Source organism: Gilliamella intestini, from assembly GCF_900094935.1.
Classification (GTDB): domain Bacteria; phylum Pseudomonadota; class Gammaproteobacteria; order Enterobacterales; family Orbaceae; genus Gilliamella; species Gilliamella intestini.
On sequence record NZ_FMBA01000028.1, the window covers coordinates 1 to 18,034 of the forward strand.

16 protein-coding genes are annotated in these 18,034 nt (G+C 34.6%); 1 reads left to right on the plus strand and 15 read right to left on the minus strand.

Annotated elements, in window-relative coordinates:
• Positions 1 to 159: 159 nt before the first annotated feature.
• Both dnaJ and dnaK read right to left on the minus strand, forming a co-directional pair.
• Positions 160 to 1,287: a molecular chaperone DnaJ gene (gene dnaJ, locus GA0061080_RS08125; RefSeq protein WP_091123889.1), complete on the minus strand. Its 1,128-nt coding sequence runs from the start codon at positions 1,285 to 1,287 to the stop codon at positions 160 to 162.
• A gap of 128 nt (positions 1,288 to 1,415) precedes the next feature.
• A complete protein-coding gene (gene dnaK, locus GA0061080_RS08130; protein WP_091123894.1) occupies positions 1,416 to 3,323 on the minus strand; it encodes a molecular chaperone DnaK in 1,908 nt (635 codons plus the stop codon).
• Positions 3,324 to 3,554: 231 nt separating this feature from the next.
• Here dnaK and satP point away from each other — a divergent pair, with 231 nt between their 5' ends.
• Complete coding sequence (gene satP / locus GA0061080_RS08135; protein ID WP_091123898.1) at positions 3,555 to 4,133, plus strand: acetate uptake transporter; 579 nt, start codon at positions 3,555 to 3,557, stop codon at positions 4,131 to 4,133.
• 70 nt (positions 4,134 to 4,203) lie between these two features.
• On the opposite strand, the gene GA0061080_RS08140 is transcribed toward satP, so the two are convergent.
• The 13 genes from GA0061080_RS08140 to polA all read right to left on the minus strand — a co-directional run bounded on the left by GA0061080_RS08140 (position 4,204) and on the right by polA (position 17,993).
• Positions 4,204 to 5,148: a hypothetical protein gene (locus GA0061080_RS08140; protein WP_091123900.1), complete on the minus strand. Its 945-nt coding sequence runs from the start codon at positions 5,146 to 5,148 to the stop codon at positions 4,204 to 4,206.
• Between the two features lie 109 nt (positions 5,149 to 5,257).
• Positions 5,258 to 5,701, minus strand: coding sequence for a PTS sugar transporter subunit IIA (locus tag GA0061080_RS08145; protein WP_091123904.1), 444 nt, complete (start codon positions 5,699 to 5,701; stop codon positions 5,258 to 5,260).
• Between the two features lie 15 nt (positions 5,702 to 5,716).
• Positions 5,717 to 6,214: a PTS sugar transporter subunit IIB gene (locus tag GA0061080_RS08150; RefSeq protein WP_065559971.1), complete on the minus strand. Its 498-nt coding sequence runs from the start codon at positions 6,212 to 6,214 to the stop codon at positions 5,717 to 5,719.
• A gap of 32 nt (positions 6,215 to 6,246) precedes the next feature.
• On the minus strand, positions 6,247 to 7,107 hold the full coding sequence (locus GA0061080_RS08155) for a PTS system mannose/fructose/sorbose family transporter subunit IID (protein WP_065559970.1): 861 nt from the start codon (positions 7,105 to 7,107) through the stop codon (positions 6,247 to 6,249).
• 43 nt (positions 7,108 to 7,150) lie between these two features.
• Positions 7,151 to 7,969, minus strand: coding sequence for a PTS mannose/fructose/sorbose/N-acetylgalactosamine transporter subunit IIC (locus tag GA0061080_RS08160; RefSeq protein ID WP_065559981.1), 819 nt, complete (start codon positions 7,967 to 7,969; stop codon positions 7,151 to 7,153).
• A 58-nt stretch (positions 7,970 to 8,027) separates the two neighbouring features.
• Positions 8,028 to 9,008 carry a D-isomer specific 2-hydroxyacid dehydrogenase family protein gene (locus tag GA0061080_RS08165; protein WP_065559969.1) on the minus strand — a complete coding sequence of 327 codons (981 nt, stop codon included), beginning with the start codon at positions 9,006 to 9,008 and terminating at the stop codon, positions 8,028 to 8,030.
• Between the two features lie 339 nt (positions 9,009 to 9,347).
• Complete coding sequence (gene asnB, locus GA0061080_RS08170) at positions 9,348 to 11,021, minus strand: asparagine synthase B (protein ID WP_091123907.1); 1,674 nt, start codon at positions 11,019 to 11,021, stop codon at positions 9,348 to 9,350.
• 177 nt (positions 11,022 to 11,198) lie between these two features.
• A complete protein-coding gene (locus tag GA0061080_RS08175; protein ID WP_091123911.1) occupies positions 11,199 to 11,543 on the minus strand; it encodes a YdbL family probable chaperone protein in 345 nt (114 codons plus the stop codon).
• A 98-nt stretch (positions 11,544 to 11,641) separates the two neighbouring features.
• Positions 11,642 to 11,827: a YnbE family lipoprotein gene (locus tag GA0061080_RS08180; protein ID WP_034911268.1), complete on the minus strand. Its 186-nt coding sequence runs from the start codon at positions 11,825 to 11,827 to the stop codon at positions 11,642 to 11,644.
• Positions 11,828 to 11,838: 11 nt separating this feature from the next.
• Positions 11,839 to 13,452, minus strand: a complete 1,614-nt coding sequence (locus GA0061080_RS08185) for an intermembrane phospholipid transport protein YdbH family protein (protein ID WP_091123914.1) — start codon at positions 13,450 to 13,452, stop codon at positions 11,839 to 11,841.
• 54 nt (positions 13,453 to 13,506) lie between these two features.
• Positions 13,507 to 14,937, minus strand: coding sequence for a glutamate--tRNA ligase (gene gltX / locus GA0061080_RS08190; protein ID WP_091123917.1), 1,431 nt, complete (start codon positions 14,935 to 14,937; stop codon positions 13,507 to 13,509).
• Positions 14,927 to 15,049, minus strand: coding sequence for a hypothetical protein (locus GA0061080_RS13010; protein WP_280642394.1), 123 nt, complete (start codon positions 15,047 to 15,049; stop codon positions 14,927 to 14,929). Before GA0061080_RS13010 ends, gltX begins: the two co-directional genes overlap by 11 nt.
• A gap of 169 nt (positions 15,050 to 15,218) precedes the next feature.
• A complete protein-coding gene (gene polA, locus GA0061080_RS08195; protein ID WP_209435778.1) occupies positions 15,219 to 17,993 on the minus strand; it encodes a DNA polymerase I in 2,775 nt (924 codons plus the stop codon).
• Positions 17,994 to 18,034 lie beyond the last annotated feature (41 nt).

Below are 18,034 nucleotides of genomic sequence, written 5' to 3' on the forward strand. Positions count from 1 at the left end.
AAGACACCATGGCAAACATGGAATGATGCAAAGGGGTTGGTTAAGGAAAAGCAATTGGAGAATTTATTTTGCTCATCGGACACGCATTTTGTTAAAATGAAAGCCGATGAGTAATATGTGTCTGTCAGATTAAGTTTGAGCTACTACAACTATATCAAATTAACCAAAAAACTTTTTCACTTTGTCAAAGAAGCTTTTTTCTTTGGGACTGTGTTTAGAGTTTTTATCAGCTTTAAAGCTTTCACCTAACTCTTTTAGTAATTCTTTTTGTTTACTGGTTAAATTAACTGGTGTTTCAACTACAACATGGCAGTAAAGATCACCGACAGCATTACCACGCAACGATTTTATGCCTTTACCTCGTAGTCGGAACATTTTTCCTGTTTGTGTTTCAGCAGGAATTGTTAAGCTGACCTTGCCATTAAGTGTTGGCACTTCAACTTCGCCACCAAGTGATGCTAATACAATATTGATTGGAATTTCGCAATGTAAGTTTGTACCATCTCGCTCAAAAATAGCATGCGGTTTGACTTGTACTTGTACATATAAATCACCAGATGGCGCACCATTTAAGCCAGCTTCACCTTCACCAGAAAGTCGGATACGATTTCCTGTATCAACACCAGCAGGAATTGTAACAGATAATGTTTTTGTTTTTTGTATTCGGCCTTCACCGTGACATTTTTTACATGGATTTTTAACAACTTTACCGCGACCATGACAAGTTGGGCACTCTTGTTGTACAGCAAAAAAGCCTTGGCGCATTTGTACAACACCTGCACCATGACATGTGTTACACGTTACCACGTCAGAAGACTTTTCGGTTCCTTGTCCATGGCAAGTATCACAGCTTACCCACGTTGGAACTTTAATTTCTTTACTCACACCTGCGGCAGCTTCTTCTAATGTTAAGGTGATATTGTATTGTAAGTCATTGCCGCGAGATGCGTTTTGTCCACGCCCACGACCACCACCAAAAAAATCACTGAATATATCGTCAAAAGCACCGCCGCCAAATCCACCGAATCCACCAAATCCTCCTGCACCGCCTTGACCTTGTTCAAAAGCAGCATGGCCATATTGATCATAAGCTGCTTTTTTTTGCGGATCGGTTAAGACTTCGTAAGCTTCTTTAACTTCTTTGAACTTTGCTTCGGCTTCGGCTTTATTGTCCTGATTTTTATCAGGATGATATTTCATTGCTAGGCGTTTATAGGCTTTTTTTATCTCACTTTCACTGGCACTTTTACTAACGCCCAATGTTTCATAATAATCTTTCTTCGCCATAATTAACCTTTATTTTTATCTTTTTTCATAAACAACTAAACGGGCTTGAGGTGACCTCGTGCCCGTTTAATGTGTTATATGTTTAAAAATTGTTGAAATAACGCATTAAAAAACATACTAGTTAATGATTATTTTTTATTTTCATCAACTTCTTTGAAGTCTGCATCAACAACATCGTCTTGCGCATTAGTGTTTCCACTATTTGCTTGACCCGCTTGGGCCTGTTGTTGTGCTAATTCAAGCAATTTTTTAGAAGCTTCCATTAATGCATTAATTTTAGCTTCAATTTCTGCTTTGTCTTCACCACGAGAGGCAACTTCTAAAGCACTTACTGCATCTTCAATTGCTTTTTTGTCGTCAGCTGATAACTGATCACCCGCTTCAGTCACTTGTTTACGTGTTGAGTGAACAAGGTGGTCTGCTTGGTTACGTACTTGTGCTAGTTCTTCAAACTTACGGTCTGCATCGGCATTTGCTTCTGCTTCATTAACCATTTTTTGAATTTCTTCTTCACTTAATCCTGATGAGGCTTTAATTGTAATTTTTTGTTCACGACCAGTATTTTTGTCTTTTGCTGATACATGTAAAATACCATCGGCATCAATATCGAAAGTAACTTCAATTTGTGGCATACCACGAGGTGCAGGTTGAATACCATCTAGGTTGAATTGACCTAATGATTTGTTATCACTAGCACGTTTACGTTCGCCTTGTAATACATGAATGGTTACTGCTGATTGATTATCTTCAGCTGTTGAGAACACTTGACTATGTTTTGTTGGAATAGTTGTGTTCTTTTCAATTAAAGTTGTCATTACGCCACCCATAGTCTCAATACCTAAAGACAATGGAGTTACATCAAGTAATAAAACATCTTTAACATCACCACCAAGTACACCACCTTGAACAGCAGCACCAACTGCAACCGCTTCGTCTGGATTTACATCTTTACGCGGCTCTTTACCAAAGAAGTCAGCAACCGCTTTTTGAACCATTGGCATACGAGTTTGCCCACCAACAAGAATAACGTCTTTAATGTCAGAAACAGAAAGACCTGCATCTTGTAATGCAGTTTTAACTGGATCCATTGAGCGTTTTACTAGGTCTTCAACTAAAGATTCTAGTTTAGCGCGAGTCACTTTAATATTTAAATGTTTTGGACCACTTGCATCAGCAGTGATATAAGGTAAATTAATATCAGTTTGTTGCGCTGATGATAATTCAATTTTTGCTTTTTCTGCGGCTTCTTTTAAGCGTTGCATTGCTAGCGGATCATTTTTTAAATCGAAGTTTTGTTCACGTTTAAATTCGTCAACTAAATAATTGATTAAGCGTGAGTCAAAGTCTTCACCACCTAAGTGAGTATCACCATTTGTTGCGAGTACTTCAAAGGTTTTTTCGCCATCAACGTCGTCGATTTCGATAATAGAAATATCAAATGTACCACCACCAAGGTCATAAACAGCAATAGTACGGTTACCTACATCTTTATCTAGACCATAAGCAAGCGCTGCAGCTGTTGGTTCGTTGATGATACGTTTTACATCAAGTCCTGCAATACGACCAGCATCTTTTGTTGCTTGGCGTTGTGCATCGTTAAAATAAGCAGGAACAGTGATAACAGCTTCAGTTACTGGCTCACCAAGATAGTCTTCTGCCGTTTTTTTCATTTTCTTTAATACTTCAGCAGAGATTTGTGGTGGAGCGATTTTTTGACCTTTAACATCAACCCAAGCATCGCCGTTATCAGCTTTTACGATTTTGTATGGCATAATACCAACGTCGCGTTGTACTTCAGCATCTTCAAAACGACGACCAATTAAACGTTTAACTGCAAATAGTGTATTTTGTGGGTTGGTTACTGCTTGACGTTTTGCTGGTTGACCAACTAAGATTTCACCGTCTTGTGTGTAAGCTATAATGGAAGGGGTTGTACGATCGCCTTCAGCGTTTTCTAATACTTTTGCTTGACCATTGTCCATTACAGCAACACATGAATTTGTTGTACCTAAATCGATACCAATAATTTTACCCATAATCTTTTCTCCTCAAATCTGTGTATTTTATTTCTTGTATATAGGTCTTAAATATTAATTTTCAAGCCTTTATTTCACAAAGAAACGTTTTTGTTTTCACATAAATGGGAACGTTATTATTAATATCAAGGGGAATAAAAAAATAATTTTCCCTTAAATCTTGATTATAACATTTTCTGCACTTATCATTGCCGCTCTTTTTAATCGTCAAATTTAACTTATAGGATCCTTATGGAGCAAACTAAACTTGCCAATCCTGGTCCACTTGGGCTAATGGGGTTTGGTATGACAACAATTTTATTAAATATTCATAATGCCGGATTTTTCCCTGTTATGACGGCAATTGTTTCAATGGGTATTTTTTACGGTGGACTTGCACAAGTGATTGCTGGAATCTTAGAATTTCGCAAAGGTAACACGTTTGGTACTACCGCATTTACGTCTTATGGTTTCTTTTGGATTGCACTAGTTGGTATTTGGTATTTACCGACTTCACCAGCAACAGCACCATCTGATGCAACCTTTGTTGGCATATTCCTTGCTTTATGGGGTATTTTTACTGGCTTTATGTTTATTGGTACATTAAAAGGCAATCGCGCATTACAATTTGTTTTTGCTAGTTTAACCTTTTTATTTGCTTTATTAGCTATTGGTAATATTTCTGGTAACCATGGCATTATTCATATTGCTGGTTTTGAAGGCATTATTTGTGGTGCGAGTGCTGTTTATTTAGCAATGGCAGAAGTGATTAATGAGCAATTTGGTCGTACGGTTTTACCGATTGGTGCACCTAAAGGCGCTGCGCATTAATTGATGTATCACCCCTACCTAATTATTTTGGTTGGGGTGATTTCTTATCTTCACAATAACGTTACCTCTACTATTTATCATTATTGCTACTTATCAATGCTCGACTTATTTCAAGCAGTGATTGAGTATGTTTGTTTATCACTTTATCGGACAAGTAGTTATCTTTTGCGCTATGGGCATTTTTTATAACAATTTTACCATTTTCATCTATATCACCCGATGTGATCATGATGTAATTAGGTAGTTGTGTTTCCATTTTGCCACTGTAAAAAGTAATATTTTCTAGTTGTAGATTTGATTGTTGCGGTTTTAGAAATATTAACTCGTTACCATTGCCAATACTATCGATAAAAATAAATTTTTTGTTTTTCATTTGGTTAGAATAGCTTTCCAACATTTTTAAACCATATTGGTTACTATTGCCACCATCATATAAAACAAAAGCTATTTTTTTCTTCTCTTTTTTATTAAGTTTATTAATTAAATTTATGATGGTAATAATGCTTGATGAATTACAAACAAAGTTCTTTTGGTTAGGAATGCCACTTTTAAATTTAAAGACGAAAAAAAATAACAAAACCGTTGAAATAATTGAGCCAACGCCTGAAATACTAAAAAAACCTTGAGTACGGATATCAGGAATAAAAACAAAATAATTTAGTATCAATGAAGCAATGAATAAAATAATGATTGGTGCAATACTGATAAAGTAACTTAATTTACTAAATTGTGGAGAAAATGCGTATTTTTTTTGAAAATTAAAGTTATTAACGCCAGTATCGTAATAAGTGCAAATAATTAATTCAGCTTTATTTAAATCACCAATATAAGCATTGTAATAGTTTTCATATCGTCTTGTTGCTAATTTCAACTTGGCTAGTTTAGCATCAACCATATAGCCTAATTGAATTAGTTCTTTAGATATCACTCTTAAAAAAGCAATCTTTTGTTTAGCTGAAAATCGTTTACCAAATATGACACAGTATCGGAGCACAAGATCTTTAAGTATTTCCATTATTAATAAACTAGTTAGGTATAAAAATTAAACAATATAGTGAATATGACTGTGTTAATCATATTCACTATGCACTTGATAATATTATCAATTAGCAAAATTAAACTAATTAATAATCATCCTCATTTTGAGATTGGTTGGAATGAGTAAGATTAGCAATAGCGTCTTGAATATTATCATGACCCGCCTCAAGACACTCTTTGGCTAATTCTTGTACTGACAATGAGTCTCTATTACATACCGCATTAATTACCATTGGTAAGCTCATGCCGGTAATAACTCTAACATCCATACCCAATTCACGCCATTGAGGCACGCATTTCATTGAAGCATTGTAAGGAGAGGCTCCATATAGATCGACAAAAATTAAGACTCCTTTGCCTGAATCTAAAGATTTTGAACAATTAAATAGATCCGTTTTTAATTGATTAATATCTTGCCCTGGATTAAGTGATAGTGTTTCAAATTTGTCTTGTTCTCCAACTATCATTGTTACACTATCTTTCATTCCCGCAGCCATGTTGCCATGGCTAATTAATAAGACACCTATCATTTTTACCTTCCTATATTATTCAAACATTTTGATTGCTTCATTTAATGTTATTTTTTTCAATGAAGGCGTTGCTTGAAAGTAGATATCCATATCCGGGTAACTATTTTGTAAATCGATCAATAGATCAAGTTGCTCTTTGTTTATCGATACTTCTTTAATTATTGATGTTGCCCCAGGTACTAGCGGTAAACCTCCAATATTTAGGTTTGTTATTGGTACGCCTGCTTTAATGATTTTATACATTACTTCAATATTTTTAGTAAGTAAGATAACATTAAAGTCATCGTACTTGCGATCATTCCAATATCTTACCGCACCATCTTCTTTTAGTACTCTGATTTTATGCCCTGTGCTAGCTCCGGCGCCTAGAATGATATTTTTTGTGAATTCGTCATTTGCTGAATAGTCATCTGCAACAAATAAAGCATTAGCCCCAGCAGCTTTTGAAACATTAGTTGCAACTTGACCATGAATAAGACGACTATCTACTCGAGCTAAAACAACTTTTCCCATAATTTAAAACCTCTATTTTTTATATAATTATTTTATAAAATGCCAATTGCAGCTAAAACACCAAGTATGATTGTTAATCCAATTAATGCTCTGGTTACTTTTAAACCTTTTTTAGAGAAATAAAAATATAATCCCATTACAACAATAAGTGGTAACGCACCTGGTAAGATTTTATCCAATGTGTCTTGTATAACGAAATCTTTTCCTGATAAGGTAAATTTTAAACTTGATGAGACTTTGATATAACTGGCAGCTAAGATACCCATCATAAACAAACCTAAAATAGATAAGCCTTCGATAAGCATCTGCATTTTATTACCAACAACTTCTGTTGCAGCGTTTTTCCCTAACTTAAATCCTAATTGAGCAAAATAATATCCAACAAAAAGTTGATAAACTACAAAGGCAAAGAAAGGAAATAATGCTCCAATTGCTAAACCTTCTTGTGCCCAAGGTAGTGCAATTGCGATAAAAATATATTGTACTGTGCCTGAGTCAATAGCATCGCCAATACCAGCTAAAGCGCCCATTAACCCCGCTTTGGTATTATAAAGTACATCATTATCGATACTAATTGGTTTCTTGTTATAAACTTCGTCAGCTCTTACAGACTCAAGTGAGGCCATTATCCCCGAAATCGTTCCCCCACCCCAAGTTATTTGAGTGTTAAAGAACAATAAATGTCTTTGGTAAGCCGCAGCCAGTTCACTTTTTGATTTATATAGTTTTTTTAGGATTGGCATTAATCCCCACATTAAAGATGCCGCAAGATAACGATCAAATGAGTGTGGGATTTCATTTGCATAATACCATCGTAACCACGCAATAGTGATATCCTTTTTAGTGATTGTTTCTGGCTTTAGATCAATACTTTCTTGTACGATTTCTGTCATTATAAAATTCCTCTATCTAATTTATTAATCGAATATCTATAGATTAATAATCATCATCATCTTCATTATTATTGGCATTATTTCTAGGTTGGTCTGCCGCAGAGTTTACCGCTTCACTTTTTGCCAAGACAAAAATAAATGCAACAATAGCGCCAACAATTGCGTAAGTTACCATTGTTATGTTGAGTGGTTTTGTAATTACCGCTAAAAAATAAGCCAATAAGAAGAATATGATGTAACTCTTTTTACCAATCACATAAATGGTTAATGCAATACCAACAGCTGCCAGCCCACCACCAATGACGTTAAGGATATGGAAAACAAGTCCGCCCGCATTTGATTTAATCACATCGGCAATAATCGGTGCGCCAAAATATAATGCGACAAACATAAATGGTATAAATAGAGCACAACTACAAATGATTGGTAGTATGATTATAGAAAATGTTAATTTTGAACTATTTGCTTCTTGCGCATATTTTTCTGTTAATTTCATAATCATAGTGTTAAAGAAAAATCTTAGTTGATACAAGTAAGATCCTAATAAACCAACAGGTACAGCGACCGCAACAGCAGCAGTGGGTTCCATTTTTCCGAGTAATGCTACTGGAACAGCAACTGCCGTGGCAATAGAAGGTTCTGATGGCATTTGACCACCAGGAGAAAATACTCCCATATAAATCAACTGTATTGCCGCAGTTGTTATCATTGCATTTGGAATATCATTAAAAACTATCCCAACAATTAAACCTGTCATCATTGGGGTAAATCTTAATGTTAATGTTGCACCTCCTAACCCCCTAGACATTACCATCGCAACCCATACAGAAATGATGGCTGCTTGAAGAAACGTTACATGCATTTCTTGCATATATAAACTCCTTAATGTTTTTATTATTACTTAAAAATTAAAAAAATAATTAAGAAACAACTGATTGTAGTTCTAATTTATTAACAAAATTTTCTACATCTTGTACACATTTTTCTCCCATTCCTTGTAGGCATTCAATTGCATAAGCTGAGGTATGTGGTGTAACAAGTACTTTTGGATGTTTAACTAAAGGATTATCGTTGTATGATGGTTCAACATACATTACGTCTGTTGCATGCCCAGCTACAATTCCACTATCAAGTGCTTTTAATAATGCACTTTCATCAATCAATTCAGCTCGTGCAGTATTTGTGATATAAACACCTTTCTTCATTAAAGAAAATTGGTGCTCTTTTAAAATATGGTAACTGGTTTCATTTAATGATGCGTTTAAAGAGATAATATCTGAATTTTGGAGTAAATAATCTAAATCAACAATTTCAATATTATTTTTACTCGCCCATTGTTTATTAACTTTAGGATCAACAACGAGTAGTCGAGCATTAAAACCATGCTTAAATATTTCTGCTACTCGACTACCAATGTTGCCACAACCAATAACGCCAACAACTTTACCAGTAACATTAATACCTAAAAAAGAGGCTCTTTTTTTCCATTCATTTGACTTAACTGCAGCTTGAGATTGAACTGTTTGTCTAATTAATGCTAGTAAATTCGTTACTGCATTTTCAGCAACAGCATCACGTTCAACTAAAGGAGGGACTATAGTAACAATCGTACCGTGTTCTTTGGCAGCAATAACGTCAACGTTATTAAACCCGATTCCATGACGAGAAAGTAAAAATAAAGGATCTTTTTTATTATCAAAAAACTCTTTATTAAAAAATGGCCTAACGCTTGCTATAAATATATTGTATCCTTGCAATGCATCAGCTAGTTCCTTTCCTGAAATGTTATTATCAAAAGTGAAATGTTTTACTTCACCTATTTTTTCTAATCGCTTTAAATGCTCAGGAAAGTATTTCCCAAAACTACTTGAGTTGATTACTGCAATTTTATAATTTTCCACTCAATGCTCCTAATTAATATATCTTTCACCCTTATAAATTTATTTATTAGAAAATAAATATAATTTACTTTCTGTTTAACCATCATGTGACTGGTAACATTTAGTATAGTTTATTAATTTTAGAAAAAAGTGAATTTAGATCACATATTGAACAAATATTTTCTAAAAAATATACTGCATTCAACAAGTGACAAATCTTCTTAGTATAGAAGGTGTTAGATAAATATTGAGGAGATTAGAAATATAATATTAACTATCAAAAAAGTTATCATTTACGTTAATTCAATCAATAAAAAAGGGCAATAATGCCCTTTTTTATCATTTGCTAAATGCAATCAATTATTTTTTATAAGCGTCGTTATGAACACCAACCGCCGCACGTCCAGATGGATCGTTTAAATTCTTAAATGATTCATCCCATTCAATTGCTTTAGCAGTTGAACATGCAACAGTTGGACCACCTGGTACACAATGAGCTGCACTTTCAACTGGAAATAGTTCATTGAAAATTTCACGATACATATAAGCTTCTTTCGAAGTTGGCGTATTATATGGGAAGCGGAATTTTGCATTTTCTAATTGCTGATCAGTAATTTTACTTTCTGCAATTTCTTTTAATGTATCAATCCAACTATAACCAACACCATCAGAGAATTGTTCTTTTTGACGCCAAACAACCGATGCAGGTAAGTAAGATTCAAATGCTTCGCGGACAATATGTTTTTCCATTTTGCCATTGCTACCACACATTTTATCTTTTGGATTAATGCGCATTGCGACATCTAAGAATTTTTTATCAAGGAATGGTACTCGAGCTTCAACGCCCCAAGCCGCCATTGCTTTATTCGCACGTGCACAATCATACATATGTAGTGCTGCTAATTTACGTACGGTTTCTTCATGGAACTCTTTAGCATTTGGCGCTTTGTGGAAATAGAGGTAACCGCCGAACACTTCATCAGCACCTTCACCAGAAAGTACCATTTTTATTCCCATTGCTTTGATTTTACGTGCCATTAAATACATTGGTGTTGAAGCACGGATTGTGGTGACATCATAAGTTTCAATGAAATAAATTACGTCACGAATCGCATCAATACCTTCTTGAATGGTAAAGTTAATTTCGTGGTGAACTGTACCTAGATGATCAGCAACCGCTTGTGCAGCTTTTAGATCTGGAGCACCTTTTAAACCTACAGCAAATGAGTGTAACTGTGGCCACCATGCTTCTGATTTTTCGTGATCTTCAACACGACGTGCTGAGAATTTTTTAGTGATCGCTGAAATGACGGAAGAATCAAGTCCACCTGACAATAAAACACCATATGGCACATCAGACATTAAATGACTTTTTACAGACTCTTCTAATGCAACACGCAGTGCATTAATATCCGTCTTATTGTCTTTCACATTTTCGTAATCCATCCAGTCACGTTTGTAATACGTTTTGATTTCACCTTCGGTACTAGATAGATAGCATCCAGGAGGGAAAGTTTCAATTGTTTTACAAACAGGCACTAATGCTTTCATTTCAGAGGCAACATAAAATGTGCCATTTTCATCATGACCTGTATACATTGGAATAATACCAATATGGTCACGGCCAATAAAATAGCTGCCTTTATTGATATCATAAAGGATAAAAGCAAACATACCTTGTAATTCATCAAGGCAATCAATACCTTTTTCTTGATATAAAGCAAGAATCACTTCACAGTCAGAACCTGTTTGAAACTCATAACGATCTTTGTACTGATTTCGGAGTTCTTGATGATTATAAATTTCGCCATTTACCGCTAAAACTAGGGTTTTATCTTTATTATAAAGAGGCTGAGATCCTGTATTAACATCTACAATTGATAAACGTTCATGAGCAAGAATTGCTTTATCAGACGCAAAGATACCAGACCAATCAGGACCACGATGACGCTGTAGACATGATAGCTCTAATGCTTTTGTTCGTAGCTGTTCTGGATCTGATTTAATATCAAGAATACCTAAAATCGAACACATTGATTTTCTCCATTTCAAATCGCATAAGCGATACTGTTACAAGTAAAAACTAACTAGATAATTTTTTTTATTTTGTTAAACATAAAACAAATATTTAAACAAACAGAATACACATTATTTATACACAATTAAAGCATAATGTGATTATTCTTTTCTTACTACTGAAAAAAGTAGCAATTATTTTTTTAACCATTGGCCTTGTCGCTTTATATATTGACCTGCTGGGGTCTTTTCTTGCGCTTTACTACCGGCCTTTTTTTCTACTTCACTTAAAGGGACATTACTTTCAGCTGATACTTTTTGGTATTGTTCTTTACGAGCCTGATTAATTAATTGCGCAATTTCAGAAGCGTTACCTTCGTTTTTCACTACACCTAAATAACCATCAGACTGTTCACCAACTATCCCTTGTGCTTTGGCTTGACTTAATGAATCTATTGCTTGATCTAAATTTAATGCAAACACAGAAAAAGATAACCCAACTGAAAATAATGCCAAGGTTGCTTTTTTACAGATATTCATAACAAACTCCTTAATAAATACATCATATTTTATTTAAATGTGAGTATGGATTTTTAATACTTATAATCAAAAAGACAGATAAAAATAAAATCTATCAATTAGTATAATCCAGATTTATTGATTATATTATCTAACGCTTTATCAACCTTAATATTAATTTCATGGTCTATCTTAACATTTAAATTGATATTAATTGGTTCACTTGGTGCTTGAACTTTGACAGTTGGTGAACAACCCGTTAATACACCTGCTAATATTATAATTGCAATAACATTTCGTACCATAAAATAACCCCTTATTTTGAAGATTTATTTTTTAAGTAAGCTTCAATACGTTTACGGATTGGCTCACTAATTTGATCGGATAACTGTAAACTCATGAGCAACTTAGTCATATTTTCTTCAAGGTTGATATTTAAATTAACCGCTTTGCCATTTTCGACATCCAAATTACTTCCTTGAATATTCAGTTTTAATTTGGCAATGTCATTAGCGTAATCAACGGCGCCTTGTAACTTAGTATAATGAAAATTTTTAATAATATCAGTGAGTATTTTCATATTGGGGTTATTTTGCCCATAGCTTTTGAGCGCAGAATTTTCAAATTGTAAATAACCCTCGTTGATTGTAGCTAACTTGCCATTTTTAATGACAAATTTTAAAGCTGTTTCCCCCTTTTTCTTTATCTCTGATAATGTAATAGGTAAAACACCATCAATTGCACCATCACCAGCAAGCCCTTCTGAAGGATATTGCTTAAAAATATCTTTTAGTTGTATCTGTTTTAACCTTAAATTAAATTGTTTGGGTAATTTAGCTAAATTTAATTTATTTTCTTCAATAAAAACCAAACCAGAGAAGATATTAGCTTGAGCTTTTTTCCATGTAACCATTCCTTTGTTTGGTGCTTTAAACGAGGCTGAATAACTTCCTGCTAATTTTACCCTTTCAAAAGCGATCCCCATATTTACTTCTTGAATATTTAATGCCGGTGTTGAAATAGTAAATTGGTTATCTTTAATAATAATATTGATATCGCCTGTAACCGATTTGATTTCACTAGTTTTATAAATACCATTGAGTTTATTAATGGTTAATGTTGCTATAGCAGATAGTTGGTTACTATCAAATGGAATGTTTGATTTAAATTCAATGTTGAAATCCCCATTGGAAGAACCAAGGATTAAATCGTCAGAAAGATTTGCTTTTTCTAAACTAATTGATGCTTTATCCGAAGTTATTAATTCCAATTGATGACTAGATAGCCATCCAGTAAACGGTAAGACTAAATTACTATTTTGTAAACCAAATTGATTTAGGGATGTTTTAAAAAGGCCGTTTTGTATGTCAATCCGCAAAGCCTGTTGATTAAACAATAAAGTGGCAGACAATTGTGTTATTTCTTGGGTATTGGTTGATAAATTAAGTTGTATTGCTTCTTGCTGTTTACTTATATCAACTTTTAAATCTAATCTCGCTTTATTTTGTTCATAAAGTCGCAGTGTATCTATATGAATCGTTTTAGGTAACCAATAAGTAATAGTTGAAATTAAAGAGAGGGCGGGATCGGATTGATTAAGCGTTTCAGTCGTTGTATCAACCGTATTTTCAATAGTTTCTAAAGCTATTTCAGATTCATTGGGTTGCCAATAAATATCTAAAGTATTTGCAGTTAACTGCGACCATGAAATTGATAAATTTTTAGCGGTTATAGAGATTTGAGATTGCTTACTGATTGTAAGTTCGTCAAAAGTAAGACCTTCAAAACCAATGCTAGCGCCATGCCAATCGACCATGATCCCATTTTTCTGCTTGAAAGACTGCCAATAATGCCAACCAAATAAGCAAAACAGCATGATAAAAAATAAGATACTAAGTAAGATCCAATAGCGTTTTTTTAAGCGAACCATAGAAGCTCTCACTTTGACAAAAAGGGTTGCAGGGATTTCCCTGCAATAAATATATTAATTTTGAGATTGCTCACGTTGATTAATATATGCCAAAGCCTTATCAATTCTAGCAAGCGCTCGTTTTTTGCCTACCGCAAAAACAGTTGCATCAACCGATGGCGATTGCCCGATACCTGTTACCGCAACACGCAATGGCATTCCTATTTTTCCCATACCAACATTAAGCTCGGTTGCTGTTGCTTCAATAGCATGATGAATTTTATCAATTTGCCAATCAAAGTCAGCAATAGCTTCAATTTTTGCTTTAATTGTTTCTAATGGCTCTTTGGCGACTGGGCGCAAATGTTTTTTAGCCGCATCGGCATCAAAATCTTCAAAATCTCGATAGCAATAAGCACATGATTCAGCCATCTCTTTAAGTGTTTTACAACGTTCACCAAATAACTTAATAATAGTGATAAGATCAGGACCTTTTGATAAATCATATCCTTGCTGGTTTATATGCCAAATTAAATGTTGAGCAACATAATCCGCATCAAGATGGTTGATATAATGGTGATTTAACCAAAGTAATTTTTCAGTATTAAAGGCACTGGCTGATTTACTAACCGCATCTAATGAAAAATAACTAATCATTTCCGGAACAGAAAATATCTCTTGATCACCGTGTGACCAACCAAGACGCACTAAATAGTTAAGTAATGCTTCGGGCAAATAACCATCATCACGATATTGCATGACACTAACCGCTCCGTGACGTTTAGATAATTTTTGTCCATCATCCCCTAAAATCATTGATACATGACCATATTTAGGAATTGGCGCTCCTAATGCTTCTAGGATATTGATCTGGCGTGGTGTGTTGTTGATGTGATCTTCACCACGAATAACATGGGTAATTTCCATATCCCAATCATCAACAACGACACAGAAATTATAAGTTGGTGAACCATCAGTGCGGCGAATAATAAGATCATCAAGCTCCTTATTAGCAATCTCAATTGGGCCACGGATTAAATCATTAAAGATAACAGTGCCATCAGTAGGGTTAGCAAAACGAACAACATGTGGCTCATCATGTGAGTGCTGTTTTTGTACCGAATCACAACGACAATGCCCATCGTAACGGGCTTTTTCGCCTTTCGCCATTTGTTCTTCACGCAATTTTTCAAGACGTTCTTTAGAACAGTAACAACGATAAGCTGTACCTTTGGCTAACATTTCATCGATGACTTGATTATAACGATCAAAACGTTTAGTTTGATAATAAGGACCTTCGTCCCATGATAATTTTAACCAATTCATACCTTCCATTATTGCTTCAATCGCTTCAGGCGTTGAGCGTTCAAGATCGGTATCTTCAATGCGCAGTACAAATGCACCTTTTGCATGGCGAGTATAAAGCCAAGAATAAAGTGCTGTACGTGCACCACCTACATGCAAATAGCCAGTTGGGCTTGGCGCAAAACGGGTTTTAATTTTCATGAAATAATCCTAATAAAAATAGAAACGAGGCTGATACCACAAAGTGGGTGATTTGCGCTCTTTTTAATTCGACAATATCAATTAATAGAATAACATTTTGACATTCATTCATTTTAGTTGTCTATTCTAACACGCCTAAAGCTTTCGGCAATAGTTCCGTTCATATTAGAAAGTTAATATATAATTTGTGAAAAAGTTTCAGGAAAAGACGTGTTTAAGTATAAAATCAGCCTTTAGCTATTTTTTTTAAGGCTGATTTATTTCGTACTGATTTAGTATGATTAATGGGCTTCGTCCCAATTATTACCCACACCAACATCGACTTTTAATGGTACAGATAGTTGATAACAATTTTCCATGATTAATTTAATTTCAGTGCAATACTGATCAATAAGTTCTTCTTTTACTTCAAATACTAACTCATCGTGTACTTGCATAACCATTCTAATATTGCCTACAGGTAAGCTTTTTATCCATTCGCTTACCTTAATCATTGCTGTTTTAATAATATCAGCCGCTGTACCTTGCATTGGGGCATTAATGGCAGCACGCTCAGCACCGCGTCGTTCAATACCACTGGTTGAAGTGATTTTTGATAAATATAAACGACGCCCTGATAAGGTTTCAACGTAACCTTGCTCAGCAGCCAGATGTCGAGCCTCTTCCATATATTGTTGAACACCAGGATAACGCTCAAAATAACGGTCAATATAAAACTGCGCTTCTTTACGAGGTACATTAATTTGTTTAGATAAACCAAAAGCGCTCATTCCATAAATCAAACCAAAATTGACGGCTTTGGCTCGTCTTCGCTCTTCAGAAGTCACTTCAGATTCATTTTTACCTAAAATTTCACTCGCTGTTACACGGTGAATATCTTTGTCGTTGGCAAAAGCGTTAAGCAAGCTTTTATCTTGCGATAGATGCGCCATAATACGCAATTCAATTTGCGAATAGTCAGCAGAAATAATCTTATAGCCTTTTGGCGCAATAAAAGCCTGTCGAATTCGACGCCCTTCTTGGTTACGGACTGGAATATTTTGCAAATTAGGATCATTTGATGACAATCGACCAGTTATCGTACCAATCTGATTATAATTAGTATGTATTCGCCCATCTTTTGAACTAATCATTAAAGGTAGTTTATCGGTATAGGTATTCTTAAGTTTAGCTAGTCCACGATAAAACAAAATCATTCTTGGTAATTCATACTCATTAGCTAGCTCACTTAACACTTCTTCACTGGTTGAAGGATCGCCTTTAGGCGTCTTTTTTAAAACCGGCAATTGGTGTTTATCGAATAAAATCGCTTGAATCTGTTTAGGTGATGCGGGGTTAAATTTTTCGCCAGCAAATAATTGCAATTGCGCTTCGGTTTCTTGTAATTGTTGGCTAATTTCTTGAGAGTATTCATTAAGCAATTTAGCATCAACAAGTACGCCTGTCCTTTCCATTTCAGCAAGCACAAGTGCTAATGGCATTTCTATATCAGAAAATAGTTTGGTTAATTTTTCATTTTTTTCAAGTATTGACCATAATTTATTATGCAATTGAAAAGTAATATCGGCATCTTCAGCTGCATATTGTGTGGTTTTTTCTACCTCGATTTCATCAATAGAAAACTGCTTTTTATCAATTTTAGTCAACTCATCATAAGTAATCGTTTTATGATTTAAATAGCGTTTAGCCATGCTATCCATATCGTGGCGTTCTGTACTGTTTAATACATAAGATTCTAGCATTGTATCAAACGCAATACCTTGCACGGTTATGCCATAATTGGCTAGCACACTGTAATCAAATTTAGCATTTTGGGCTATTTTTTTTATTGCAGGATCTTCAAGCACCGGTTTTAGTTTTGTTAAAACTTCATCAATCGATAATTGTTTAGGAACCCCTAAATAGTGATGAGAAAGCGGTATATAAGCAGCTTGATAAGATTTAATACAAAATGAAATTCCCACTAATTTTGCATGAACATGATCAACGCTGTTTGTTTCAGTATCAAAAGCAAATTGTTGACTATTTTTTAATTTATCAACCCAATTATCTAGTTGTTCATGAGTTAAAATACATTGATAATCGGTTTTTTTATTTTCTAGTGATGATCTATCACTTTGGGTATCAAAAGGCATATCATCTTTAATTTCAACAGGAGATAACTGTTTTAAAAAATTGCCAGCTATTAACTCTTTTTGCCAACGATGAAATCCATAATTATCAAATAATTGAGCAAGTGCATTAATATCAATATTACTCACCATCAGTTGTTCATTAGTAAAATCTAATTTAACATCAGTTTTTATCGTTGCCAGTAAATAAGAAAGTTCGGCTTCTTTTTGATTGTCAATTAATTTTTGTTTTAATGATTTCGCGCCTCGGATCGATAATTTTTCAATATCATCCAATCGATTATAAATATCTTTTATGCTATCAAACTCAGCTAATAAACTCTGAGCGGTTTTTTCACCAACACCAGGCACGCCGGGTATGTTATCGGATGAATCGCCTCTTAAAGCTAAATAATCAATAATCTTTTCTGGTGGAACACCAAATTTATCAATGACCCCTTTTGAATCAAGTATCGTATTATTCATGGTATTAATAAGTGTAATTTTATTACTCACCAGCTGCGCCATATCTTTATCACCAGTGCTGATTAATACCTCTAGATTTTCCCGTTCAGCTTGTCTTGCTAATGTACCAATTACATCATCAGCCTCAACGCCTTCAATGCAAAGTAGAGGTAACCCCATAGCTTTTAAAATAGTATGAATGGGTTCAATTTGAGGGCGAAGATTTTCAGGCATCGCTTCACGAGTTGCTTTATACTCAGGATAAATCTCGTTACGGAAAGAACCACCTTTAGCATCAAAAACCACAGCAATATGCGTAGGATTGTATTGGTTAAGCAGGCTACGAATCATATTAATCACACCAAAAATAGCCCCTGTGGGTTCGCCTTTGGCATTAGTTAACGGCGGGCATGCAAAAAAAGCACGGTAAAGATAAGAAGATCCATCAATTAAGATAATCGGCGTTTTGTTTGACATCATAGTTACTCAATCATTATTCAACACGATAGTGAACAGTATAC